This window comes from Bacillus cereus group sp. MYBK227-1 (assembly GCF_051916325.1).
In the GTDB taxonomy this organism is placed as follows: Bacteria; Bacillota; Bacilli; order Bacillales; family Bacillaceae_G; genus Bacillus_A; species Bacillus_A cereus.
The window spans coordinates 242,552-268,710 of the sequence record NZ_JBQAGK010000004.1 but is presented as its reverse complement, the minus strand read 5'-3'; the positions used below and the strand labels follow the sequence as shown (position 1 = coordinate 268,710).

Below are 26,159 nucleotides of genomic sequence, written 5' to 3'. Positions count from 1 at the left end.
TAATACAAATGAAGCTGCTAATTATATAGATAAAGGATTATGAATTAGTAATGCACAAAATAACAAAGAGTATTATCATTACTTATTGATACTAAATTTGCACAAATATATGCAAAATCAAAAATAAAATAAGAACAGCCATGCATAGCTGCTCTTATTCCATTTTTACTCTCCTAATCTTCTATTTAGTTTAAATTATTTATCCTAGTAAACTAACAATCTGACATGCCTTGGAATTCACAATATGATAATACATCTCTAATCCCCTTCTTTCAGAGCGAAGAATTTTCCCACGCATTTTAGATAAATGTTGAGATACGGTAGATTGAGGCACATCTAATAGCTCTGTTAACTGTGTTACATTACAAATTTTGTGGCGTTCTAGCTCCTTCACAATTTGTAATCTAACTGGATGGGCCATAATTTTTAATAGTTCTACATCCGCCTCCGGAATTTTGTACATTTCATTACTTACTTGCATTGTTGTCATTTCTAATATTTCTCCTTTTTTAATTTCATTTTCATTATCAATTCATAAGTATTTTTTTCGTTTAAGTATATGGTTCTTAATTACTGTATTGTTTGGTCTTTTGTCTCCCTGTCAGGTTTAATATATAAAAGAATTATGATGGCTAAAAACCCAATAAAAGATAGCATAGGTATCGAGATGAAACCAAACATATTTAAATAATCTTCTGTACAAGAAACTCCTACTGAACATATTTTTATTTCATTTACTGGAAAAACCTGAATCGTTATTTGATAAATGGCTATTAATAAGCCAATACATGCAAATGGGAACGCATATGTACTTACGTATGGATCTTTTCTATACATTCCTATCCCCAATATTAATACTAATGGATACATGGCCATTCTTTGGTACCAGCATAAATCACATGGAGGCAGTTTTATCCACTCACTAAAAACCAAACTTATGAGCATAGCACTAGTAGCTATCATCCAAGAAATTACAATGTGATACTTTCGAATTATTGACATCCTATATTCACCTCACCTATTTTATTAGAATGTAAAACGGTTGCTAATTATATGACTAATTTATTTATATGTTTCGATTATCCTATTTCAATAGGCTGTATCCAATTGTTGATATCTTTCCAGTCATCCCTCTTTTCTTTTTAATACTGATAAGGAAACTATGAAACCTTACTGTATTAATTCAACATGATACATTATTAGCATATATTATATGACTGATACGTAATATAGAACCCCCATTTGGGCTTTGAGATCTTAAAAACAAATAAAAAAGGACACACCTATGGCATATGTATGCTTAGGTGTGTCCTTTTGCAAGGTAGTTTAGAAGTATTTTGTTACTTTCATCATACCATATTTCTTAATAATTTTATATACGGATTTTAAATTTCGTAATATTATTTCTTTGTATTATTCAAAAAAATAATCGTCGCTGTTTTGAATTATAGATTAATTTTACGACAAATCTCTCCTCATTACGTTTTATCTAAAAATCCTGAGATTACATTCGGCATAATCTTTTCTAATAACTCTTTTACTTTTGTGCTAATTATTTTCTTTTTCAAAACAGTTCCAAACACCGTAAAGTTTAAGATTATAATATTAAACTGTCAATAACTAGATGCCTCTCGATATTTACTAAAAAAACATAATTTTACAGACGTAAAATTATGTTAATAACACTACTTCTTATTGATCTGAAAATCTTTGTTCTCATAATCAATAATTATCTAGACATCCAATAATAGAATTACAATTGATATTAAAGAACAACAAGTTCCTATTAAATACAAAACCATAACTGCATGGATTTGAGAAAAACCTGCTTGAAGTAACTTATGATGTCCATGAGTTTTATCCGCACTATAAGGGGCTTGTCCTTTTAACATACGCCGTATTATTACACGTAATCCATCAAGAATAGGAACCCCCAAAGCAAATACAGGTATAAATATAGAAAATACGGTTGCTGATTTCATTGTACCAATCACAGATATAGATGCTAATAGAAAACCAATCAATGTCGATCCTGCATCTCCCATAATTATACGTGCTGGAAAAAAGTTATGTTTCAAAAATCCTAAAGCCGCTCCAGCTAAGGCCACAGCCCAGAAAAAGGAAGTTAATTCTCCCTTAACTAATGCAACACATGCAAGAGTTGCAGCAGAAATTACTGCAATACCAGCTGCTAGACCATCTAACCCATCAAGAAAATTAAAAACATTAATCACCATTACAATCCAAACAATTGTTATTAACGTTGAAATTCCTGGTGAGAAGGAAATAAATTTTGATTCTGAAAAAGGTATAGATATACCTAAAATCCCATCACTAAAATGAACCACCAGGTAAGCCGCTAGAATTTGCACTAGTAGTCTCGGTGATGCTGGAAAATCTTTTCCGCGTGTTTTATAATAGTCATCTATTAAACCTATAATAACTAGTAAAAAGCTCCCCGAAATGATAGCAATATTGGCATTACCCAAATTATATCCCAATATTTTAGTTAATTGTACTGCAGCAAGAAAACCTAAAAAAATACCAACTCCACCTAATAACGGTATTGGTTTTTTATGTATTTTTCTGCTATTAGGTAAATCAACAAAATTCCATTTAATAGCGAGTTTCATTATAAAAGGTACTGACAACCATGTAACTGCAAAAGCAAATAAACCTATTAAAACGCCATACATATCAATTTCTTCCTTTCTTGAGAAAAATATCTAGCACCCATCATTTATTATAATATAAATAAATTTCTAAATAAACCATATATTAAATTTATAATCTTGATAAAGTACTTAACGTATTTCAGTAAAACTTTTTCTAGGAATTGTAATTTTATTTTAAATCAGCAATATTATTTTCTAGATTATTTAAACAAAAGGAACGAAATACCATTTAACATAAAAGAATTTCTTCCAATAAAGAAGTTCTTTTATAGACAAATATTTGATTGGTCTAGGTCCAACTGTTAACTAAATGTAGGCATATTTTTTAGACATCATTGTCTATTTTGTACGGGAATTTTAATTTAATAAATCTATATTGAGGCTACTCATGTATCCGATAAGTAGCACTATATATGTTAAGTAGTCATCATTTTGGTGCGAGTGTTAGCTTAACATTGTCCTTATTAGAATTTAAGGAACGAAACGGTGCAAAGTACTCAAAAAAAGTAATCGAAGACTCAAAAAGACTCGCCGTTAACTTACATAATTATGGATTTGATGTAAAGACGCATCGAGAGGATTTGCATGTGGGCACCAAGTTTGGCTGAGTACCCATAATATAGGCCATGTTTATCTTTAGAATGAACATTTACCATTTTTAGACTGAAGTTTGGCTGAAACGCTGCAATAGAAATACACGGCAGCTGTGGTTCCATCACCATTCAATTGCTTTCATATGTTTATAGTTTTGTCGAAAGGGATTTTGAAAAGAGTGTTTCTTTCTAAAAATACTTTGTACCCATCTTGCTTCCTTCTCACTTTCATTTAGTGAAGTCACGATTTATATATGTCGAACAATTATGATAACTCCCTGCCACCCCTTGTTCAAAGGCAATTCATCGCCCACCTACTCACGGGGCGTGACCCTTCACGCTCCTTGAGGAAGAAGTTTTCTTGGCTAAAATGATAAATAGTATGGTTGGAAACTTATTTTTCCTACATTGTACTTTACATAAGACACGTCTAATTAATTTGGTATACTGAGTGTATTTTTGTAAATAATAAAGTTGTTAAACGTTAAGTTAAGGAGGAGTTGTATGCGAGATCATAAAAAAGCTATAAAAAGTCCTGGTTCTGTTATGAAACCAGATTTTGCTGAAACTGATGCACAAAAAGTGAAACAAGAAATTCAAAATGATGTAAGAGCCGGACAAGGAGCAATGACTTCCCGAGAGGCAGGGGCAATGCGCGATTAAGAAAACACTCCTTATTGGTTTTTTCTTCTCTAGAACTTTAACCAATAAGGAGTTACTCCAAAACTATTTTAGCATTTTACGTTTATCATTTAGAGGCATAATACGTTCCTGTTGTAAATTATAGGTTAATTTTTTTCTCAATTAAATCTCTTTTTTCAAACTAAGATTATTTTCTTTCAGATAATTTATTGCATCTTTGTTCACTGCCCGTAAATCTATACCTTGTTTTTCTGCTGCAAACGAGCATCCACAATAACATTGACGAAAAACATCATATTCATTACACATTTCAATTGAACGTTGATATCCATTACTTTTTTTAAAATCACTTGGTAAATAACGTGAATCATAATTTTTTTGCACCCCAACTCCAAGTTCATTTATTAATTGACTATTTTTATTTTTAGAAAGAGTAATCGCACTACCGAAGTAATCAAATCCTCTTTCTTGTGCTACCTCAGCTGAACGATCCAATCTCATATCAAAGCAGGCTGCACAACGAAGTCCACCTTCTGGCTCTTCTGCCAAACCTTCTTTTTTTACCATTTTAAAAAATACATTCGAACGATAATCATCTTCAATAAACCCTACTGTATGCCCTGTACGGTCATTGAACTTTTCTACAAAAACCTTTTGTTCATTCGAGCGGCGCATATATTCACTTTTCGGATGGATATTCGAGTTTGAGAAGAAGATTGTAACATCTGCATGTTCTACAAGAAATTCCAATGAAGCAGTACTACAAGGAGCACAACATGAATGAAGTAAAACTTTTGGTCTTTCGTTCCTTGCCCCCCAATCTTTAATCATTTTTCTTAATACTTTGTCATAATTTATTTTCTGATTCTTCATTTTCTTTAAATACGTTTCAACATCTAACACTTCTTTCACAACTAAACCTCCTGTTTATTTTTATTTATTTATTTTATCACCAACATCTAACAATGGGTATATATCAATATATGTATTTATTGATCATAAAACGGTTCTAATGGCCTTTTGGTGACGGCCAAAATAATATACGTATTCTATTACCTCTATTACTAAAACATATCCTTAATCCTTCTTTTTCATCACAAAATCTTTTGAGTTTCCTTTTAACTGGTAATACTTCATGTTAAGACGAATAACTACTACGATGATTACCAAAAATCCAATTATATATACCATTGTTCCTTTCTCCATTTCTTATTGTTTAGCAAACTTATTCTGTAAATACTTCACATGTCTATTCTTAATATCCTTATCGGTAATATTTGCTCGCATAATAGTTTGATAGATATGCTCGACCTCGTCTTTTGTTAGTTTCACATCAATATAGGATTCGACACATTTTTTTAGATCGTTATAATATAGGACATGTTTATGTTTAGAATGAACATTTACTCTTTTTAGACTGCATTTTGAATGAAACGCTGCAATAGAAATACACGGCAGCTGTTGATTCATCAACCATTCAATTGCTTTAATGTGTTTATAGTTTTGTCGAAAGGGATTTTGAAAAGAGTGTTTCTTTCTAAAAATACCTTGTGTCCATCTTGCTGCCTTCTCACTTCCATAGATCCAGCCCTCGTAATTCTTCGTCTCTATAACAAATATACCTGTTTCCGCAATTACAATATGATCAATTTGAGTTGTATCACCATACTCTGTATGAACTGTCACATCATGTAACGCCCAATACCTTTCGTGATCTAATTTGCTTAATATACGTTTTACCATCTTTTCTCCGGTTTTCCCTTTCCATTTTGGTGCATGTTTTTTCACCATAATATTTATCGGTATCAGAAGCACAATTAGAATTAATTCAAATATTAATACTTTCACAATATAAGCCTCCTTTTCACACTCTTGTGTTTCTACGCATTAAACGATATACATGAGTTTCTAATCCTAAAATATAATATGAGATACATAAGCCTTTTATCACCATCTCTATGAATCCTAATGCTAATGAAACAATGAGCCCACCCCGAAATTGAAACGGTCTTGTCACCCTCCGATTCACTGGCTTTTCAATTACTCCAAAATTGGCCCAAGTTGGCAATCGCTTTTCTACATTCTTTATAGTGCCCATTAATCCGTATTTCAATGACAAAATGAAACATCCAATTAGTAAATATACAATAGAAGAAAAATAGATAGATAGGCCCATAACGATAATTGTGAGCAGCCAACCTACCAAGATAGAATTGCGTAAAGCGGCATATTCTGTATTTCTTTTCAAAACAAGCACTCCTTTCAAAATAAATTAAGTTATTTTTAAATACGAGAAATATTTTTCTAAGTTAAATATTATTTTAGTTTGTATCTTCATCGTCTGTTTTATAGGTATACCAGCTCTACTACAAGTTTTGTTCATTCTACAAATGAAAATCCTTTACAACAAAAAACAATTTAAAATTGAACGAATTATCCTCTATATCAGAGGAAATATTTGCAGAATACGAAAGGAAAAATCAGATGGGTAGATAAAAGGTACTGAATGAACATTCAGTACCTTTTGCATCTATATATTTTTCTTTATATATTCGCAAATAACCATGGAGCCAGTACGGCTAACATACATAGTAAACAAGATCCCGTTATAACGCGATTAGACCAACGATAATACTCAGGTTGTTTTGTACTCTCATGAATTCTTCGTAAACGAATACCTGCAATTAACATAAAGGGGGTAAAAATAAGCGCTGTTGATTTAAACAGGTCTAAAAAATCTGTAAAAATGTTCATAAACGAAAATACATCCGAACTAAATAAGAAATATATACTTAATCTCATCGCAATCATACTAACGAACGAGAAAATCATACTCCCAGTTGCCCACTTCATCCATTGACCATTCTTTGTAATTAACGCCATAACCATTACAATAACACCTAATATGAAAGAGATAGAAAAGATATTTACTCCTACTTTAAAAGCTGGTGCATACATCCCCTCAATTTTTTGTATAATTGATGACCCAAATGAATCGTCTTTTTCTGTCGTTTTTGTTCGATTGTTTAATCCTTCATTAAAAGATGAAGAAACATCATTTCCTTTTAATTCATTAAAATCTACTTTTACAGATGCATGAGCTGTATGTAAAGGTATGAGTACTAGGATCGTAAAAATAAATGTACATAAAACTGCAATCATCCCTTTTTCTCGCTTCACAACACATCACCCGCTAATTTTGGCTTAATGCTCTTTAATTTGATTTCATTTCCTTTTGCAACATAACGGAGATCTGCGGAATAATAGATATTGGCTTTTGTATATGCCCCCATAATCGCATTTGCAATTTCTTCTTTTTCTACTGCTACATATGTTTCATTTTCATTATAAAACTCTATTTCAATTCGATTAATATTGTTATTTAATACTGTAATATGTAATTCCTTTAAGCTATTCAGACGATTTCCTAAACCACACACTAGCTTAAATACCTTACTCGCAAGTGTAGGTGGCTTTACATACGTGGTATTAAAATGAATCGTTTCATCATCTATAACACCATCTTCCTCAACTGCGCACGTCATAATGAAAGAATGATTTTGTTTTTCAATCTCTTGCTGATTTAACTTGCGGTCAATGACATATTTCAGACTTGTTGAAAGATTTTCTATATATTCATCCAGTTCGGTATTTGAAATTTTAACCTCTGAGAATTCTGGGAAAATCATGTAAGCGTGCATATTAGAACTACTTTTACTTACACGTAATACCTGGACCTGTTTCTTTTCATAGCGCACCGTTTGTTCCAATTTTTTTACTACATTGTTGCTTATATGATCTATTATCATATTTCATCAGCCTCCAGTAATTTTAATAAAATAATTTTTTACAATCTCATGTATATAAAGCATTGCAATATTTTGCTGAGGTCTCGAAACTCATATTTTATGACTAATAATCACTTTAATCTTAAAACATCTTAATATTACAATGACGTACAGTGTTTCATTATAGTCGAATATTCTTATATGGTGAATCGTTCTGTTTCACTCATTTTTATAAAAATAAAAAGATATTTTATCCTTATAAAAATGAGTGAGAACATACTATATTTCATGCTATTTATCAAAAAAAATTTAATGGGGAAATGGATATTATATACTCCCTAGTTATCTATTATTTCATTCAATTAATGTATAGAAATTGGGTGGATTCACCTCAAATTTTACATACATTTATATATTTTCTAGTAATATTTCTCCTTCTGTATAAATCCGATAGCACTTCTTATTAGATATGTTTATAACTAATGTTAGTCCTTGTTCTCTTTCTGTCACTTTTGCAGTCTACTTTAACGCTTTTATCTCCTCTGCTTCTAATTTTCACTATTTAACAAAAAGAACAATTTCTATTATTGATGCAGTCAAAATTGTTCAAGTTCTAGAAATGTCGTTCATGTTCTCACTTAGCATTTACTTCTCCATCCAAATTCTTTTAGACCGATGTAACAAATAAATTGTAAATACTGACAAACCCTTTTCTAATATAATTTCCTTTGTGAGAGTAGTAATACACTCTTACCCTCTACTAATCATTCTGTATTCCCTTGGTCAGCAAGAAACAAGACGTTTCACCAATACATTTCCCCTCTCGATTATGCAAATGAATCGTACCTAAACTAGTCCTTTATGAATTTAATCTTTCCTTTTTCTTCTATGTATTGAAATTGAATGAAATTTTTCCGCTAAATCATTTTTTTATTCATAATCATTCCCTCTAAATTTCTAGTTGCAATAAAAAAGGAAGATCCAAGTATTCCTATCACTTAGTTCTTCCTTTTCCCCTGTATAAACTACCTTCACATGATTAAAATCGTAGTTCTTCAATCGTATTCTCCGCTAACTTATCTATATCAGTAAATATATCATTCGGCACTTTAGATTACTCTTTGGATCAACTAATACTATTCAAACATTATCTCTTTTCATCTTGTTATGTTATGAATCATAAATAACCCCACCTGCAAACTTGAAAGCAACATAAAAAGGCTTCTTCAAGTCGATTAAAAATGTGCATAGCAAAACAAGCTATATATGCACTAATCGGCTCAAAGAAGCCCTTTCACAATTGAAACAAGAACAAAACTTGCTTCTACAACTCAACCACAACACATAAGGTGTGGGAATAAACAAAATTAAACGCAATAACATTATACCTATATATTATACAATTTAAATTTTCATATCAAGATTTTTTTAATATAAATGCACTCTACTCTTAAGAGCTACCTTAAAAATTCTTATACTACACCACTATATCAGAAAATTTCTAATTGGAGACACTCAATTTATTAATTACATGTAGGCTTATACCTACCAAAATTCATCTCTCCGCTAAAATTGGTGTTTCACACCTTCACATTTTACAGAAGAAATCCTATGTTAAAAAAAGGATAAATAAAAACATGTTATTAATTGCAATCTATAGCTAAGAATACAAAATCATATTGTAGCTAAGATTTAAAAATAAATTAAGGAGAAAATTATGCAAATTCGTTGTGGAACATTTAACTTATATCAATTTTCCAGACCACCCATGGCATGGTATAAACCTGGTTCAGTTTATTCAAGCGAAGCATGGGAAAGTAAGAAGAAATGGATAAAAGACCAACTTCTAAATATGAACTGTGATGTTATAGGTTTTCAAGAAGTATTTAGTGTCGATGCTCTAAGGGAATTAATTAAAGAGGCTGGATTTACTTATTTCTCAACAGTTGAGATGCCAACTACAGATCCAGCAAATAATACAGTATATACCTCTCCTGTAGTTGCAATTGGTTCAAAATACCCTATTACTTCTGTAGATCCAGTAATAGTCCCACCTTTCACTAGAGACGATCTCCCTATAACACATGATTTCAAATTTAGTCGAACACCAATCAAAGCAAAAATAAATATTCAAGATATTGGAGACATTATTTTTTATGTGGCTCACTTAAAATCTAAGCGCCCCGTAATTAAAACTCCCGATTTTATACCTAACGAAGCGTGGGATAAAATCGTATTGGATGCACTAAGAAGCAGATCCCAAGGACATATTGCCTCCTTATTACAGAGAGGTTTAGAAACAACAATTTTATATTATGACGTAACAAACGTATTACAAACGCATAACCGCATTCCAATTGTAATACTAGGTGACTTAAATGACGATGAACATTCAATTCCTTTAGAAGCGTTAACAAATAGAGAACGTGTGTATGAAATAAATGGCATACCCTATAATAATCTTACACCTCAAGCAAAACAAAGTATATATAGTTACACAATTTATGATGCTTTTGATATAGCACCTAACCCTAGTGGACAAAAAAGGATACCAACACACTATTATAATAAACTTGGTAATGTTTTAGACTATATCCTTGTATCTAATGCTTTTAATGAAAGAAATCCTTATAAAGTTGGCCGAGTTACAAACTATAAAGTTTTAGATGACCATTTAAAAGCTGATGGGATTAAGGATGACAAACAATCTGATCATGCTCAAGTCGTTATAACAATAGAAACTATCTAGCTGAATTACTTACCTCTTCACGACTTTTAACAAATCAAACGAGCCCATAGTCAGTTTCGTTCAATTATCTACCCTGACAATATTCCGCTTTCTTTGTCTTGTTGTATAAAAACAGACTTTTGTTCGTTTAAGATTTAATTGTGAAGAGGTATGTTCTTTCTTGAAAAAGCAGGTAACAATATCTGCTAGTTATTTTCATATAGATTGAAATGCAAGACTGTTTACTTCTATTAACTATACCCTATTTTCATTCTTTTTTAATTTAGTCATTTAGGAGAAGCAAGAATTAACTGTTAATCAGATCCAAACTCATTTATCTTTTTCCACATAACCAGAAAATATTTTAATACTATACCTGCAAGAGATGCAATGAAAGAGTAGCCGGAACAAAAAATCCCGCTAAACAGGATTTCGGATATCGCAAAGCTGGATCCGATTTAGTTGATACTTCAAAAGCTAGGCTTGTGTTATAAAATTAAATAACACCACTTCAAAATGAAATTTTTCAAGCTTCCATACTAACTTTATTTTATACTTTTATTGTTTGGATCATCATACGTTTGGAAGAATTCTTTCCCTACCTGTTTGCCAGATGTTATTAATTTCTCTTTTAAATCCTGAAATGAGTAGCTGTAATTGCTCCTGCAGACATATCTCCAAACCTTTCAATGCTTGATAATATATTTTTACAGTTTCTAAATATTCTAAAGCTCCTATATATCCAATACCTTCGATTCCCCCTCTCTCAAAAACTAAATTTTCAAAAGGATAATTCATTTATATACCTCCTGAAAGATTTTCAAATAATTACGTAATGCCGATAAATATAATCGCTTTATTACAAAAAGAAGTTAACTATTACTAAAATGGTTTACATCTATATAGAAACCTATAAATTAAATTTGTATATTCATATTTTTATATGTTCAACTTTGAATCTCTCTTCACTTATTTTTATTAAATACGCATCTGGTGAAGTTAAGCTCCATGCTTTATCAAAGCCAAATTGCTTATCAAAATAATGTAATAAGAGTAAAGCGGGAATTCTGTGTGTTACTAAAATATAATTATTTTTATTATTTTCATTTATTATCTCCCTTATCACTTGATGTGTTCGTTCCATAACTTGATGAATTGATTCTCCGCCTTCAAATTTTGAATTTATACATTCAAAGCGTTTTTTTAATTCTTCCTTCAAATTTTCTTTAATACTTCCGATATTAATTTCATTTAATCTCGGATCTTTACAAAAATCCAAATCCAAATGTTTAGCAAAAATTTCAGCTGTTTCCATAGCCCTTTGATATTCACTAGAAATTATTTTGCATTCTTTTATCTCTTCTGTTTGTAGAAGAGATGCTACCATATTTTCCACTTGTTTTCTTCCCTCTGATGTTAATGGACAATCGAAATCATTATCTTTCGCTTCACCATGACGAATAATAAATATCTTTTTTTCACGCATTATTCTTTCCTCCAATATATGTTGATTGAGCATATCAACATATATACTCACCCTCTTTTAATTTTTATATTCATATGTAACTTAACAAAACTAATTTTTAATTTAGATTGTCTAATAGCAAACACTTATACTTTCCATCACTGTATTAATTTTTATCCTATTCTATTTTTTTGAGAAACATATAACTGATTATTCAAACAGGTATATTCGGTTATTTTCAGGAGATACTGGGGGCTGAATCTTAAATAAAAAGGAGTGTTTTTTATGTGTCAAAATCACAAGGGAGTTAAATGTAGTTTTATTCCCCCATCTATCCTAGCCCATATGGCAAGAGCTGGCGTAGACGGATCACAAATGAGCATTAAAGAGAGTAAAGACAGTCGTACAAAAAGAAAACAAAAAACGATTCATGTAACAGAATTAGAAGCAGGTTTTACTGATAATACAACTATATCATTACAATCAACTGGCGGATCTAGACGTGAAATATATGATTGCCAAAATCAATGGGTACAACGAATAAAATTAGTTCGCTCTGAAGGAGAACCTGATACTCAAGATGACATAGTTAATAAAGTATATGAGTACTCTGGTATTGTACGCGATTATTTTAAAAACGTTTTAAATCGAGATTCCATTGATAATCGGGGCTTAGATTTAATTTTAAATGTACACTATGGTACTAACTTTCTAAACGCCTTTTGGGATGGGGATGAAATGACTTTTGGGGATGGGGATGGTAACATCTTTATTAATTTTGCTAATTCTAAAGATGTAATTGGTCATGAATTAGCACATGGAGTAACACAATACACTGCAAATCTAGAATATTCTTGTCAATCTGGTGCTTTAAATGAACATTTCTCTGATGTTTTTGGTACCGCTATTAAACAACATTCAAACGGTCAAACAGCTCACGACGCAGATTGGTTAATAGGAAATGATATTATGGGCCCTAGTTTATTTGGTGAGGCTTTACGATCTATGAAAGCACCAGGAACAGCATTTGATAACCCATTAATGGGCACCGATCCACAACCGGATCATATGAAAAACTATTATGACGGATGTTCTGATAATAATGGGGTTCATATTAATAGTGGTATCTTTAATAGAGTTTTCTATTTGGTTTCTATGGACATTGGTACTGATAAGGCAGCAAAGCTATGGTACCAGGCATTACAGAATCTATGGCCAACTGCCAACTTTAAAGATGCTGTAAAAGTATTGGTAAGAATCGCTCAAATACTTACGAAAAATGGAGATGTTCCTTTTGGTACAACGCAAACAGTGCGTTCTGCATTTAGAGAAGTAGGTCTATAGATGGTGCATTAAGAAAAATAGTAGATTATATTTTTGAACTCCCCTCACTTTCACTTCTAAACAAAGTGAAAGTGAGGGGTCCTTTTGGTTAGAAACCTTATCACTTCATTTTTTAAATTGATACATGCAAATCCTCTATACCAATAACATCGTGTTTTTTGATGATTTCAGTTGCGGCTTTGCCCAAGTAATGTTTTGTAGCACTTTCCATATATTCATGAATTCTAGCTACTTTTACTTTGAAACTTTTGGCAAATTGAACAATTAAGATAGCTTATTGCCCCCCCCCTTTCCCGAAACCAATTCATCTCCCACCTACTCTCACTGGGCTGTGCCCCTTCACGCTCCTTGAGGAAGAAGTCTTCTTGGCTAAAATGATAAAATAAATATTATTAAACGAACTTGTTATCATTTTTTTAAAAGTATTCTATTGTTTCTACACATGTATAACAAAAGAAGAGCTGCGTCAACATCTCTTCAAATAGTTGTTACCACAAGGTGATTGGTTACAACTAAATACTACTTTTTAGATTTAGAATTGATCTTCTTAACTATGAAAACCACGAATTCTCGTACAATCGTCTTAATTATCTCTAATACTATTTGAAGAAATAGATCCCATTGGCTACAAAACCTTCCTTCGTAAAATGGGAAAAGGATGGCCGTAACCTCCCCCCCTTCAATATACAATTAAATCTATTCTATCGTACTTCTGTACAAAGCCCCCAATATAGAATAGCTTATACCATATTACTTACGTTTCTTCGCTTTTATCAGGCTACCTCTTTCATCCTTCAAAGCAAACGAGTCATTTGTGAAAGACGTCACCATGAAAGTTGCATTTGGCGGTAAATTATCTTCGGATTTACTCTTACCGTCTTCTACTATCTTGTCAGTAGAGAGGATAATTCTGTTCTCACTTGCATTGAATCTCCATTTACCTTTTAGATAGTTTTTCTTACGTCTTTCTTTGTCTTCACTATCGTACATGGTATAAGATCCATCTTCCTTGAAATCAAATCCTACATGATACTTTTCAAATTTGTAACTGTTCCACTCCCCTACTAACTCTTTGCCACTTGTAGACAGTTCAACAATTCCTCCTTTCGGGTCTGTATCATCTTCAATAGAAGGCCTTGATGCAGAATCTACAACTTCATTTCTTAACTTATCAAGTGCTTTCTTTCTTGCATCAGGATAATCATGGTCAAACTCTCTAAACATGGGTTCATATAGACTCTGTGCACCCGTTATATCATTCATACCTTTTTCTAGTTCTTCTTTCAATCTCGTACCGTTATGTCTCTTTTCTTCGTATTTTCTAACTGCTTCTTCTACTCTATCTAAACCTTTTCTACTCTTACCTATAACCTCTGGTATAATAGTTTCTTGATATTCTTTGTACTTTTTAGGTGGATTAATCTTTTCAAATTCATCTAATACAGTTCTAGCCCTATTTATGTAGTCTCGTGTGGGATATGTAATTAATTCGTCTTCTGCAACCATCAACTCAGACTCTTTTTCTATCCCCTTTAAATCATACTGAAAGTCTACCAGTAATTTAAACAAACGATACGGATATTCCTTTTCCGACAGCTTTACCATTTCCCTGTCTGACTTATCTAGTTTGTCTGTTGGATATCCTTCTACGTCGTTATCATAGCCTGACTTATTTGTTTCTGTTTTACCTTCTCTACTATATGACTCAGTTTTAACTTCTGACTTCTTATCAGACTTATCTTTCTTCTCTTCTTTTTCAGACTTAATGGTTGCTAATGCACCTCTTAACTGTTTCTCAATCTCTTCATCACTATAGTGCAATCGCTTCATATCTTCTATCATCTTATCTGCTTTAAATTCTTTATCTACCTGTTTGAACTCTGCTTGTGTAAGTCCATATGTTTCTGTAGTACAACCTGTTAATAACATAACAGGTAAGGCTAATGTTACAAGTCTCTTTGCTTTCATTTTTTGCTCCCCCTATAAAAAGCAGCAACTATACAGTTGCTGCTTTCTATATGTCTTGTTGTATTTCAACACATTTAATTTGATGAGAATCTTTAGAAAGGATTTTAAATGCATATCCTTCACTAAATAATGTTGGTTCTTCCTGGATATCATAATTCTGCATTAGAATCCAACCACCAATTGTATCCACATCTCTATCATCGCCTTAATTAAATTATTTATATGTTAGCATGTAGCACAAATTACAGTCAATAATTACCTTTCAAATACTTGGAAAATCTTAAAATCAATTTCCTCTCATCATTGTCACCCTGTACTACCTACTATTAAAAACACTGTTTATATCCTAGAAATTTCAATAATACTAACCATTTCCTACTCTCTTTCATACTACGTATCTCTACTTTATATAATTAAATATTTTTTCAAAAACTACCTTATAAAAGAACGTAAGTTCGTGTATAATAAGAACAAACGTTCTTAAAGTTAGGAGGAATTATGGTGTATGACTATTCAATTTTGCCGAATAGAATCATCTTATGTGTTGACCTTCGAAGTTTTTACGCTTCAGTTAGTTGTATTAAATTGGGCTTCGATCCACTTCGTACAAAATTAGCTGTAGTCGGTGATGTGAATAGGAATGGCTCCATTGTCTTAGCCGCAACTCCACCATTAAAAGCAATGGGGATAAAGAAAATGGCAAGACTATATGAAATCCCTCGTCAAAAAGACATTCTTATTGTGAATCCAATAATGGGAACTTATATTAAGTGCTCCAATTACATAACAAAGTTAGCTCTACAGTATGTTCCTATTGAGGACTTTCATCAATACAGCATTGATGAATTTTTCATGGATATTACTGATAGCATGCATCTATTTGCCCGAGATCCATATGAATTTGCCTTACAGTTTAAACGTGAAGTATATGAACATACAAGAATTGAATGCACGATTGGGATTGCTCCTAACCTATTGATGAGTAAGGTAGCTTTAGATATTGAAGCAAAGAAAAATAAAGACGGAATTGCGTATTGGAAATACGAAGATGTACCTACAAAATTATGGAGCATACGGCCACTTAGTAAGTTTTGGGGGATTTCAAATAAAACTGAAATAAAGTTAAATCGAAAAGGAATACATTCAATTGGAGATCTAGCTAATTACCCTCTTAAATATTTAAAACAAAGCTTCGGCGTGATTGGAGAAGATTTACACTTACATAGCAATGGAATTGACCTTAGTCGTATTTCAGAAAAATATATCCCAGTTACAACTTCTGTGGGAAAAAGCCAAATTTTAATGCGTGATTATACAATAGAGGAATTTCCAATTATCCTACTGGAACATACCGAAGAGGTTTGCTATCGATTGAGACAACAAAACAAACTTGCTCAAACCGTTCATTTTTCGGTTGGCTATAGTAAAAGTTATTCAGGTGGTTTCAGAAAAACGCATACTTTAAGCCGTCCAACCAATTTAACTATGGACATTTATCAAGTTTGTATATATTTTCTACATCAACAATATACTGGAGAACCCATTAGAAGTATTACTATTTCCCTAACAAATCTCATTCTTGAAGGAGAAGAACAAATCTCTCTTTTTGATAATATCATACAGCGAGAAAAAGAAATAAAACTAACAAAGGTAATGGACGAAATACGTAAAAAGTTTGGAAAGAATAGCATATTAAGAGGAATTTCTTATACAAATAATGCCACAGCAAGATACAGAAACACACTGTTAGGGGGACATAAAGCATGAACAACGCTAATATGCCAAAAGGAAGAGGAATGGTAAAATGGACACCGTTCGCTGCGATGCCGGAGCAATTCGCTGGTATCCGTGAAATTATTAAAGAAAAGGCGAAGGTGGAACGACCTACATTAACCCAGGATGAACAAGAACTTATTGAGAACATGCTATTATGTTCGTTGCTTTCTGAAGAAGAAATAATGATTACATTTTACGAAGGTGGTTTTTTACTTACTAACTATATGACCGTCGTTGATATTGATCCGCTGAATAAATCTATAATTTGTACGGATGCATTTTACAATAATATGACGTTAAAATTTATTAATATTATTGATGCAAAATAAAAAACTACATCTCATTGATGTCCACCCCATCCGTAGCAAAGAACAGATCGAAGATATGAAATGGGCTCTTAAACGTCACTGTTCCGAAAGAGACTATATTCTCTCTCTTGTTGGAATTCATACCGGACTACGCGTGAGTGATCTACTCCAACTCGAAACCCAAACCATAATAAAATTAAAACGAAAAAAGAGAAAAGAATTTAAGATCAAAGAAGGAAAAACAAAGAAAGAACACATGATTAATCTTACTTCTATTTTTGATAATATTTATTCATATGCTCAAACCCTAGAAAGTACCTGGTTATACCCTTCCCGAAAAGGAGATCAACCCATCAGTAAAATCCAAACATATCGACAATTGCAAAAAGCCGGAGATTTTGCAGGTGTAGAATCTATCGGAACTCATACCATGCGCAAAACCTTCGGCTATTGGTTCTATAAACAAACAAAAGAGGTGGCCATGTTGCAAGAAATCTTAAATCACAGTACACCAAAAATCACATTAACATACATTGGAATTAACAAAGAAGAAAAAGATAACATACTCGATAACTTCAAAATTTAATAAAAACACACAAAACCATCTATTTTATGGATGGTTTTGTGTGTTTTTATAAACTCTAATTATTATTTTTATCTAACTCAAGTTTTATTTTTTTCTTAACATGAATATTATCTAAATCATATAACTTATTTGGTAAATGTAAAACTAATTCATCTAAATACTTTTTAGGAACTAAATATACTAATTTCCCTTGTATTTCTTGTTTACTATTTAATATTTTTTGAGTTAAAAAAGAAGAATCCTTATTAATAATTTTAAAAGCTATAATGTCTACCGGAAAAACTAAATTTTTATACTGTAACATGAATTCATCTTTATATAGAGATGCATCTTCAATAGAATTATTTTTAAAATTAACATCTATTATTAAAAAAACATCATCATCTGTTTTTTTACCCTCATATCCATCTATAGTACCTGTAACGCTTACATCTTTAATTTTAACTTGTAAATCCTTTAGATTCACAGATTGATTCATATCATATACTTTAATTTGCGTTTTATTAAAATAAGGCTTATTTACATATATTAATCTTAGAGCAAATAATACAAAAGCAACTAAAAAAACAGTAAAAACTATCCATTTATTATTTAGTACTCTATTCATACAAGATCCCCTCTAACTTTCGACAAGACAACTTTTCCTTCTTGCATCTTAAAAATCTCATCACAAAGTATAGATAGTTCTTCACTATGATGGCTTGCTATCAATATAATTTTATTTCTTTGTTTTAATTCTAAAATTAAATTTCTTACTAATTTAATTCCATCCTCATCTAATGCATTTGTTGGTTCATCAAAAATAAGTAAATCTGGATCCTCCATTATAACTTGCGATATACCTAACCTTTGTTTCATTCCTAAAGAATATTTCTTAAATTTACGCTTATCATCTGGATCCAATCCAGTAGCCATCAAACTCTTTTTAATTTGATCATCTGAAATTTTATTATTAATACTAGCTAATATCTTTAAATTTTTAAAACCAGTATATTGATCTAGAAACGCTGGATATTCTATTAAAGCACCTATGCTAGGAGGAAATGAAATTTCTTCTCCTAATAATTGATTATTTATTACAATTTGACCTTCATTTATCTTTATTAACCCACAAATCGCTCTAAATAACATTGTTTTACCGGAACCATTAATTCCTTGAAAACCATATACTTTTCCTCTCTGCAAATCTAAACTAATTGAATCTAAAACTTTATTTTTCTTAATTGATTTAGAAACATTTATTAAACGTAAGTAAACTTCATTATCCATGTCTTCATTTCCTTTCTTTAAGAACCCTTAGAATATGAAAATATATCCTTACTTTTCAAATAAAAATTAGTAAAAACAGAAACAAATAAAATCACAATTAAGTTATATAATATAGAAAACTGAATTGTTAACATTCCATCTGAAAAATTATTATATTTGAGTATACTTAAATGATCTCCCAAAAACCAAGGCGATGAATAAAAAACAGAAATAAATAGAACAATTAACACTATCAAAAATCCATACATTGGTGTGAATAATAAAGATAAAGAAACCTGAATCATTGAAATAGTTATAGAAGATAATATTAATATAAGAAACATTTTCATTAAATTGAAATCCATGTAATATGTCTTTACAAAAAAACCTGCCAAACTAATTTCAAATGATACACCTGAAGTAAACAAATAAAAACAGAAACATACTATAAACACTGACAAAATTGTAAAAAGATAATATAAAATCACAGTTTGTACTATCCAAATTTGTTTACTTAACCACCAATAGGATATCTTTTTTACTCTAATAAGTATAAAAACTCCATTTTTATGTAAATCCTCATAACAATAAGTACTAATAAAAATAGCTAAAAATAAATTCATCAACATCCAAACAATTGGAAAGACATCTTTTTCTTCTACAGTAAAACCCTTAAATACTTCAAATAACAAATCAAACATAATATATTTATTACCTTTAACGGAAAAATCCCCAACATTTATTTTTATATACACCAATAAAAATAAAAACACCATAAAAAATAAATATTTATATCTATTTTGTTGATTACCCTCATATAAATCTCTCTTTATAAGCATTAAAAGTTTATTAACATTCATTACTCAATATCTCCTGAAAGAAAATCTCTCTTATTATTAAAATATTGACCCATAAAATACATCAACGTACACATACCTATTAAACAAATAAAGTCCCAAAACATTTTCTTCATATAAAACCAATCTTCTAACGAAATAATGCCTCTATTAAAGAAAAGTGAAAAACTATCTAAATAAACATCCGCACCAATTAAAATCAAAACTATAATATATGAAACCAAATACTTATCAGCAATCAATATATTAATAACTGAATAAAAAATCCCAATTAATATCAAAGTTACAGAATAAAAAAGTATCAAGATCAATATTACATTTAAATTACTATAAATAGATAAGTTATCTATCCATATATCATCTAATGAATTATTTATAGCTAACTTATACAAGATCCCCTCATTTGTTTGCCAATAATTATAACTACCAAAAAAAGAATAACTAATTATTAATTCAATCCCAACTAATACAGAAGTAAATAAAAATGAATGTAAAATAATTTTTTTTACTTGTATATTCCAAATTAGATTCCTACTTTTATGTTTTAAAATATAAATATAATTTTGATTTATAGATAAAATCCCAGTAAGATAAAATAAAAATAAAGGTACAATAAAAAAAGCTGTTATATAATCACCTAATATCATAGAAACTCCATCCAAAATACTAGCATTATACCCTTTAAAAACAGCCTCATTCATTAATGAATATGTTCTATAATAACCAATACAGATAATCGGTAATATAATTAAAACTGTTCGGACTAAATTTCTCTTTATATCTTCATTTAATTTAAAAATTTTATTTATTATATAATTTTTAATATGTTTCACTTTTATTTGCTCCTATAAAAAAGGTAATTACGCTCAATAAAAATAAAATTATAAATCCTCCAAAAATAAGTGATGCATGTGTTTCTGCCAACATCGGTGCAGGTATTAAAAACAAAAATGGAACAAACCCTTCTTTTCCTGTTAACTCTGAAAACAAAAACAATAATAAATACAATATAAATGGAGTTATTAAAACTAAAAATCTATTCTTTATAAATACAGATACAGCTAATGCAATAACTCCAAATAAACCTGCATATAAAAAGTCTAATCCTATATATGATGAAATATAAAGGAATGGATGTGTATAATATAACTCTTGCCACATATTAGTTAAAAAAAGTGGCGTTTGTTGTGTTTCAGGAGCTGGAGGTATAACACTAGGTAAAAATAACATAGTTCCCAATAAATTTATGATTAAAGGTATACTAATTACTAAACCAGCTATAACAAATACAGTTATAAATTTAACTACTAAATATTGTATTTTCTCAACCTTCAGCAATACATTCTTCAAATATCCATTTTTCTTTTCTAATAAATATGTATCAGCATATGGAATAGCCACCAAAATTGGCATTAAAAAAAATAACATTTGAGTTTCAAATGAAAAAGTCTTAAATCCAATCCACTGAGTTAAAGTATTCAATGCATCTACATCTTTTTCAGACACAGGATATACAGGTAATATGAATCTAAATAAGTGAGACATAGAAAGTAATAAACCTAAAACTACAACAATTAAAAAATGCTTACTTATAAATGCACGCTTAAATTCCATTTTAAATAGACTAATCAAATTTACAAACCCCCTAAAAAAAATCAAGCTATTTTATAGCTTGATTTTTTTGTTATTTAAATACTATCTGGACTCCAAACACCATATGCACTAACACTTGATACACCAATTCCACGTTCACCTTTAATCTTGACTTTTTTCACATTATTTTCATATGCGTAGTTAGCCATTTTATGAACAGATCCCTGATAGAATTTATATGTATGGTATTTAGATACATTTTGACCTTCAATATCTGTTACCCATGCATTATAAAATCTTGCACTACCACCTTTTGCATAAATTTCATCACATTTCATATACGATGAAGAAGCATCATTTTTCCAACGCCATTCAGTCATCGCATAAAGCTTATTCCATTCAAAATCAAATCTATATCCATCATCGCGGGTATTAGGAGTAGCGGCTGATGCACTACTTTGTACAACACTAAAAGCTGTAGCTAAACAAAAACCTCCAACTAAAATCTTCTTTAAATGTTTTTTCATAAAAAAACCCCCAAATAATATTTTATAAGTACAAAAATAGTATATTATAATTTTTATATAAAAACTAGTAAAAAATAACTTTTTTTCTTTTTTCTTACTTAGAAAAATAAGGAAGAAGCTGTTCCATGTTTAATTTTAACTAATTTTTCGAAATATTTCTCCTTCCTCAAGCGTGTGAAGGGCGTAGCCCAACGGTAGGTGGGAGATGAATTTCGGTTTGGCGTAGCCAAAAGGTTTTCCTTTTTATTTTGCCTCTAATATAATCAGTCTTATAAATGATAAAGGCTGGTATATAAATGAAATTAGATAGTAATAACCATTCAGTATTCTTGTTGTATTATCACCTTGTGTTGGTCGTGAAATACAGAAGAAACGTGTTTGATGATGATATGTCAGACTATGCAAAAGATATGTTTGTTCGACTATCTGAAAACTATAACATCACATTAGTTGAATGGAATCATGATGTAGATCATGTTCATATTTTGTTCAAGGCACACCCTAATACAGAAATGACAAAATTCATCAATGCTTATAAAAGTGCAAGTTCTCGACTTATTAAAAGAGATTTTCCACAAGTGAAAAAGAAACTTTGGAAAGAGATGTTTTGGTCAAGAAGTTTTTGCTTGCTAACTACTGGTGGTTCGCCAATAGACGTAGTAAAAACATATATTGAAAATCAAAGTGAAAAGTGAGGTGAAATGATATGACAAAGCATAATAAAGCGTATAAATTCCGTTTGTATCCAACAGAAGAACAAGCACATCTTATGCGTAAAACCTTCGGTTGTGTACGTTTCGTGTATAATAGAATGTTAGCTGAACGGAGAGAAGCGTATGAAAAACATAAAGATGATAAGGATCAACTAAAGAAACAAAAGCTTCCCACTTCTGCAAAATACAAAGCAGAATTTGAGTGGTTAAAAGAAGTTGATTCATTAGCATTGGCAAATGCTCAACTAACCTTGCAAACTGCCTATAAGAATTTCTTTCGTGGTCAAAATGACTTCCCAACATTCAAAAGCAAAAAAGACAGAAAGTCTTATACAACGAATGTAGTGAACGGAAATATTATATTGCTTAACGGTCATATCAAATTGCCAAAACTGAAAATGGTACGTATCAAGCAGCATAGAGAAATACCACAAGACCATGTAATCAAGTCATGTACGATTTCTATGACACCTACTGGTAAATACTATGTGTCTATCTTGACTGAATACGAAAAAGAGATTGTACAAAAAGAAGTAGAAACAATTGTTGGATTAGACTTTGCGATGGATCGATTATACGTTAGTTCTGAGGGTACGAGAGCCAATTATCCTAAATTCTATCGTGAAATGTTAGACCGATTAGCAAAGGCACAACGAGTATTATCAAGACGCACAAAAGGTTCAGGGCGTTGGAATAAACAACGTATCCGTGTAGCTAAGTTACATGAAAAAGTAGCGAACCAACGTAAGAACTTCCTTCATCATAAGTCTAAAGAGTTAGCTACTCATTTTGATGTTGTAGCTATTGAAGATCTAAAAATATGAGAGAAATGTCGCAAGTACTTCATTTTGGAAAAAGTGTCGCTGACAATAGTTGGGGTATGTTCACTTCTTTTTTTGCTTATAAACTACACGAACAAGGCAAACAACTTGTGAAAATAGACAAATGGTTTCCTTCCACAAAAACATGTAGCAGTTGTGGAAATGTGAAAAATATGTCATTGTCTGAGCGAGTATATTCTTGTATATGTGGTGTAAATCTCGATAGAGATTATAACGCAGCTATCAATATCAAAAATGAAGCAATACGCCTATTAGCGTTAGCATAGATAGCAATAAAATAACCCTTGGAACAAGGGAGTTAGCTCGGCTGTCTTAGGACGAATTCGTTAGCTACCAAAAGTAACGACTAACCGAGAAGCCCCCACTTCAAACAGTCCGTTAGGATGTTAAGTGGCGGGTAGTTCACCAAGTTAATCTAACTAACTTAAAATTTATCAAAAATTGTTTAAAAAAGAACATCATAATCATAACAAGAGGATACTTGTAGGCTGATCTAAACTGCATTCCCTTGCTACTATATTTCTATTCTTTATTTCCTAACATTAAAATCCTACATAAAATACCAGCCGAATTTACTTTTTAAACAAACCGAAAAAACCTTTCCGTTTTTGTTTCTGATTTTGCATCTGCATATCTCTAATATTTTCAAGCAATAACTGATCTCGCTTCTCTAGCTTCTTCTCTATAAAAACTTCTAATTCACTGTTTTTACCTTCTACTTCAATTAACTTTTTCTCTATATTTGCTAAATGCTCTTTTGTCGTAACCAATTCATTCGTAATTTCTTGTAATTTTTGAATGAGTGCTTGATTAAATTGATTTTGTAACTTCTGATTTTCTAATACCTCATTCAATTTCTTTTCTAATTCTGATTTTTCTTCTTTTGAAACAAACGAATCAAGTTCTCCGTTTCGCCATGCCCGAACTTGATCGTAGGACCATTTTTGCACCTATATTTTTTCCTTTATTGCTTTTAATTCTTCTATATTTTCCTTCGAGTATCTGCGATGCCCTCCCTGACTTCGTTCCGTTTGTATATTAAATTCATTTGACCATACCTTTAACAAATCGGGTGTGATCCCTAAGAATTCCGCAACAATTTTCGGTGTATGCATTTCCTATTTTAGTTCCAATTTTCATTCGTCCTCCAAAAACGGAATATGTTTTTTACCTTAAAAACGCTATTAAATCAACATTCCAATCAAAATCAGAATGTACTTACAACTGATATAACAACCGATTTTAACACCGATATGTATTACTTCTCGATAATAACATCAAAATCTTTTTTTATTTATACAAAATTTCATGCAAAAAAAAGAATAGCAAGGATCCTCCGGATCCCTACTATATCAACCATGTATAAAATCATGCATATCAATTTTACTAGAAAATAAGAAAGAACCCTATAAAAATAAGGGGTCTTTCTTTAGTATTGCTACCGATAATAGGACGTTATGTTAACCTCACATGAATAAAATATTTATTAATTTTTTAGTACTCACCATAAATTTAATACAGCAAAATAGAAATATAAGGAAATACTAATAAAATATGTAGGGGGATTAGATGAAACAAATAAAATTCCTGTTTGTTTTAAGTAATACTAACAAAAAAATTATGAAATGAATGCAATATAACAACCGACCATAATGAACCTGTCTTTTTAAACACAAATCCAAAAATTAATCCAAGAAGAAAAACATATATATGACTCCATAAATTAAAAAAATCTCCACTATAAATCCAGATTGGATAGTGTATTGCTAAAAATAAGAAGGATGTAATAAGATTGGCGTTCCAAAAAGGTAATCTTTTACTAATCTCTTGCAGAATTAATCCTCTAAACACAATCTCTTCTGTAATTCCTACTAAAAGAATAGCATTAAGGTAGTTGTCGAAAGATAATATGAGGTTAAATGTTTGATTATTAAGCATATAAATTTTAAAGACAAAATATAAACCGAGCAACAATGAAAGAGCTACTCCCCAAAAAATCCCTTTTTTCACATTAATATTTATTTTTAGGTAACCAATTGGATTAGTCTTTAAATAATATTTTATGTATAACCAAACTGGAACAATCCAAATTGAAATCTTAATTAACGCAGTTAAAAAACCTGCAGTAGTATCCCCAAATAAATGAATATATTTTGCTAACCATAATTCTTTAAAAATCCAAACAAGATAAAATATGAAAAGATACAATATAATTGGTTTTATATCACTAATTTTGTTTTCACTTTTTACACTTAATTTTGTTTCCATTTGTCCCCTCCTAAAATTCAATGTATCTAAAATTTTCCGCAAACTAAATTTATTAAAAATCTTGTTCTACTAAGCTTCTTCATTAGTTCAAGTACAACATTCCACAATCTGTATATTCATTTTAACATAAAATTTCCATTTTCTTTCAAAAAAAATAAGTTCGCTCAATATTAAGCGAACTCTCTTAAATATATTATTTTTTTAAATCAAGCTACCCCTTATAAAAACAACTTCCAAT

The 26,159-nt window shown here is 30.7% G+C and carries 25 protein-coding genes and 6 pseudogenes; 9 read left to right on the top strand and 22 right to left on the bottom strand.

The features are described 5' to 3' along the window. Positions 1-199: 199 nt before the first annotated feature. Entirely contained in the window at positions 200-490 is a 291-nt protein-coding gene (locus ACTFRM_RS20370; RefSeq protein WP_000210396.1) for an ArsR/SmtB family transcription factor, read from the bottom strand. Between the two features lie 80 nt (positions 491-570). Beyond that, complete coding sequence (locus ACTFRM_RS20365) at positions 571-1,002, bottom strand: disulfide bond formation protein B (RefSeq protein ID WP_000022653.1); 432 nt, start codon at positions 1,000-1,002, stop codon at positions 571-573. A gap of 68 nt (positions 1,003-1,070) precedes the next feature. Between ACTFRM_RS20365 and ACTFRM_RS20360 the strand changes: the two genes are divergently transcribed. Further along, positions 1,071-1,166 carry a hypothetical protein gene (locus ACTFRM_RS20360; protein ID WP_400154960.1) on the top strand — a complete coding sequence of 32 codons (96 nt, stop codon included), beginning with the start codon at positions 1,071-1,073 and terminating at the stop codon, positions 1,164-1,166. 567 nt (positions 1,167-1,733) lie between these two features. On the opposite strand, the gene ACTFRM_RS20355 is transcribed toward ACTFRM_RS20360, so the two are convergent. Next, the gene (locus tag ACTFRM_RS20355; protein WP_000274543.1) at positions 1,734-2,696 is read right to left on the bottom strand and encodes an MraY family glycosyltransferase; all 963 of its coding nucleotides are present in this window, start codon (positions 2,694-2,696) and stop codon (positions 1,734-1,736) included. 593 nt (positions 2,697-3,289) lie between these two features. Then, positions 3,290-3,495 (bottom strand): annotated as a pseudogene (locus ACTFRM_RS20350) (nuclease-related domain-containing protein); the annotation flags it as partial. Between the two features lie 277 nt (positions 3,496-3,772). On the opposite strand from ACTFRM_RS20350, the gene ACTFRM_RS20345 reads away from it, so the two are divergent. Then, on the top strand, positions 3,773-3,931 hold the full coding sequence (locus ACTFRM_RS20345) for a hypothetical protein (protein WP_001204627.1): 159 nt from the start codon (positions 3,773-3,775) through the stop codon (positions 3,929-3,931). Between the two features lie 141 nt (positions 3,932-4,072). On the opposite strand, the gene ACTFRM_RS20340 is transcribed toward ACTFRM_RS20345, so the two are convergent. The 5 genes from ACTFRM_RS20340 to ACTFRM_RS20320 all read right to left on the bottom strand — a co-directional run bounded on the left by ACTFRM_RS20340 (position 4,073) and on the right by ACTFRM_RS20320 (position 7,719). Continuing rightward, positions 4,073-4,813: an epoxyqueuosine reductase QueH gene (locus tag ACTFRM_RS20340; RefSeq protein WP_033689926.1), complete on the bottom strand. Its 741-nt coding sequence runs from the start codon at positions 4,811-4,813 to the stop codon at positions 4,073-4,075. A gap of 306 nt (positions 4,814-5,119) precedes the next feature. Next, positions 5,120-5,758, bottom strand: a complete 639-nt coding sequence (locus ACTFRM_RS20335) for a nuclease-related domain-containing protein (protein ID WP_000866022.1) — start codon at positions 5,756-5,758, stop codon at positions 5,120-5,122. Positions 5,759-5,774: 16 nt separating this feature from the next. Then, a complete protein-coding gene (locus ACTFRM_RS20330; protein WP_000828218.1) occupies positions 5,775-6,158 on the bottom strand; it encodes a hypothetical protein in 384 nt (127 codons plus the stop codon). A 296-nt stretch (positions 6,159-6,454) separates the two neighbouring features. Continuing rightward, positions 6,455-7,090: a hypothetical protein gene (locus tag ACTFRM_RS20325; RefSeq protein WP_000817896.1), complete on the bottom strand. Its 636-nt coding sequence runs from the start codon at positions 7,088-7,090 to the stop codon at positions 6,455-6,457. Then, positions 7,087-7,719, bottom strand: coding sequence for a hypothetical protein (locus ACTFRM_RS20320; RefSeq protein ID WP_000582597.1), 633 nt, complete (start codon positions 7,717-7,719; stop codon positions 7,087-7,089). Before ACTFRM_RS20320 ends, ACTFRM_RS20325 begins: the two co-directional genes overlap by 4 nt. A 1,696-nt stretch (positions 7,720-9,415) precedes the next feature. Between ACTFRM_RS20320 and ACTFRM_RS20315 the strand changes: the two genes are divergently transcribed. Continuing rightward, complete coding sequence (locus tag ACTFRM_RS20315; protein ID WP_088322319.1) at positions 9,416-10,447, top strand: endonuclease/exonuclease/phosphatase family protein; 1,032 nt, start codon at positions 9,416-9,418, stop codon at positions 10,445-10,447. Positions 10,448-11,075: 628 nt separating this feature from the next. On the opposite strand, the pseudogene ACTFRM_RS20310 reads toward ACTFRM_RS20315, so the two are convergent. Together ACTFRM_RS20310 and ACTFRM_RS20305 are read right to left on the bottom strand one after the other, a co-directional pair. Next, a pseudogene (locus tag ACTFRM_RS20310) lies at positions 11,076-11,224 on the bottom strand (patatin-like phospholipase family protein); the annotation flags it as partial. Positions 11,225-11,357: 133 nt separating this feature from the next. Further along, on the bottom strand, positions 11,358-11,912 hold the full coding sequence (locus ACTFRM_RS20305) for a histidine phosphatase family protein (RefSeq protein WP_001208317.1): 555 nt from the start codon (positions 11,910-11,912) through the stop codon (positions 11,358-11,360). 264 nt (positions 11,913-12,176) lie between these two features. On the opposite strand from ACTFRM_RS20305, the gene ACTFRM_RS20300 reads away from it, so the two are divergent. Next, complete coding sequence (locus ACTFRM_RS20300) at positions 12,177-13,235, top strand: M4 family metallopeptidase (protein WP_000336575.1); 1,059 nt, start codon at positions 12,177-12,179, stop codon at positions 13,233-13,235. 118 nt (positions 13,236-13,353) lie between these two features. Here the strand turns inward: ACTFRM_RS20300 and ACTFRM_RS20295 are convergent. The 3 genes and pseudogenes from ACTFRM_RS20295 to ACTFRM_RS20285 form a co-directional block, all read right to left on the bottom strand. Beyond that, positions 13,354-13,476: pseudogene (locus tag ACTFRM_RS20295) on the bottom strand (RNA-guided endonuclease TnpB family protein); the annotation flags it as partial. 509 nt (positions 13,477-13,985) lie between these two features. Continuing rightward, positions 13,986-15,203, bottom strand: a complete 1,218-nt coding sequence (locus ACTFRM_RS20290; RefSeq protein ID WP_098396192.1) for a DUF3994 domain-containing protein — start codon at positions 15,201-15,203, stop codon at positions 13,986-13,988. 46 nt (positions 15,204-15,249) lie between these two features. Continuing rightward, positions 15,250-15,405, bottom strand: a pseudogene (locus tag ACTFRM_RS20285) (transporter associated domain-containing protein); the annotation flags it as partial. A gap of 296 nt (positions 15,406-15,701) precedes the next feature. Here ACTFRM_RS20285 and ACTFRM_RS20280 point away from each other — a divergent pair. From ACTFRM_RS20280 to ACTFRM_RS20270, 3 genes are read left to right on the top strand one after another with little or no spacing between them, the layout of a single operon-like run. Beyond that, a complete protein-coding gene (locus ACTFRM_RS20280) occupies positions 15,702-16,970 on the top strand; it encodes a Y-family DNA polymerase (RefSeq protein WP_002183066.1) in 1,269 nt (422 codons plus the stop codon). Further along, positions 16,967-17,308 carry a YolD-like family protein gene (locus tag ACTFRM_RS20275; RefSeq protein ID WP_001057802.1) on the top strand — a complete coding sequence of 114 codons (342 nt, stop codon included), beginning with the start codon at positions 16,967-16,969 and terminating at the stop codon, positions 17,306-17,308. Before ACTFRM_RS20280 ends, ACTFRM_RS20275 begins: the two co-directional genes overlap by 4 nt. Next, positions 17,298-17,873 (top strand): tyrosine-type recombinase/integrase, encoded by a 576-nt coding sequence (locus ACTFRM_RS20270; protein WP_001180046.1) that lies wholly within the window; start codon positions 17,298-17,300, stop codon positions 17,871-17,873. Before ACTFRM_RS20275 ends, ACTFRM_RS20270 begins: the two co-directional genes overlap by 11 nt. Positions 17,874-17,928: 55 nt before the next feature. Here ACTFRM_RS20270 and ACTFRM_RS20265 read toward each other — a convergent pair whose 3' ends face one another. The 6 genes from ACTFRM_RS20265 to ACTFRM_RS20240 are packed head-to-tail and all read right to left on the bottom strand — an operon-like array spanning position 17,929 to position 22,098. Next, a complete protein-coding gene (locus ACTFRM_RS20265; protein ID WP_001082700.1) occupies positions 17,929-18,480 on the bottom strand; it encodes a DUF4352 domain-containing protein in 552 nt (183 codons plus the stop codon). After that, on the bottom strand, positions 18,477-19,142 hold the full coding sequence (locus ACTFRM_RS20260; protein ID WP_000368363.1) for an ATP-binding cassette domain-containing protein: 666 nt from the start codon (positions 19,140-19,142) through the stop codon (positions 18,477-18,479). Before ACTFRM_RS20260 ends, ACTFRM_RS20265 begins: the two co-directional genes overlap by 4 nt. Before the next feature lie 17 nt (positions 19,143-19,159). Continuing rightward, on the bottom strand, positions 19,160-19,981 hold the full coding sequence (locus tag ACTFRM_RS20255) for a hypothetical protein (RefSeq protein ID WP_001102159.1): 822 nt from the start codon (positions 19,979-19,981) through the stop codon (positions 19,160-19,162). After that, entirely contained in the window at positions 19,981-20,811 is an 831-nt protein-coding gene (locus ACTFRM_RS20250; RefSeq protein ID WP_000680541.1) for a hypothetical protein, read from the bottom strand. Before ACTFRM_RS20250 ends, ACTFRM_RS20255 begins: the two co-directional genes overlap by 1 nt. Beyond that, positions 20,798-21,610, bottom strand: a complete 813-nt coding sequence (locus ACTFRM_RS20245; protein ID WP_000624348.1) for a hypothetical protein — start codon at positions 21,608-21,610, stop codon at positions 20,798-20,800. The genes ACTFRM_RS20250 and ACTFRM_RS20245 overlap by 14 nt, the downstream gene beginning before the upstream one ends. Positions 21,611-21,666: 56 nt before the next feature. After that, the gene (locus tag ACTFRM_RS20240; RefSeq protein ID WP_000716380.1) at positions 21,667-22,098 is read right to left on the bottom strand and encodes a hypothetical protein; all 432 of its coding nucleotides are present in this window, start codon (positions 22,096-22,098) and stop codon (positions 21,667-21,669) included. A 296-nt stretch (positions 22,099-22,394) separates the two neighbouring features. Between ACTFRM_RS20240 and tnpA the strand changes: the two genes are divergently transcribed. Both tnpA and ACTFRM_RS20230 read left to right on the top strand, forming a co-directional pair. Further along, positions 22,395-22,793 (top strand): IS200/IS605-like element ISBth16 family transposase, encoded by a 399-nt coding sequence (gene tnpA, locus ACTFRM_RS20235; protein ID WP_000762752.1) that lies wholly within the window; start codon positions 22,395-22,397, stop codon positions 22,791-22,793. 11 nt (positions 22,794-22,804) lie between these two features. After that, a pseudogene (locus ACTFRM_RS20230) lies at positions 22,805-23,919 on the top strand (RNA-guided endonuclease TnpB family protein). Between the two features lie 306 nt (positions 23,920-24,225). On the opposite strand, the pseudogene ACTFRM_RS20225 reads toward ACTFRM_RS20230, so the two are convergent. Both ACTFRM_RS20225 and ACTFRM_RS20220 read right to left on the bottom strand, forming a co-directional pair. After that, positions 24,226-24,768: pseudogene (locus ACTFRM_RS20225) on the bottom strand (MerR family transcriptional regulator). A gap of 481 nt (positions 24,769-25,249) precedes the next feature. Then, on the bottom strand, positions 25,250-25,921 hold the full coding sequence (locus ACTFRM_RS20220; protein ID WP_086388571.1) for a CPBP family intramembrane glutamic endopeptidase: 672 nt from the start codon (positions 25,919-25,921) through the stop codon (positions 25,250-25,252). Between the last annotated feature and the right edge of the window lie 238 nt (positions 25,922-26,159).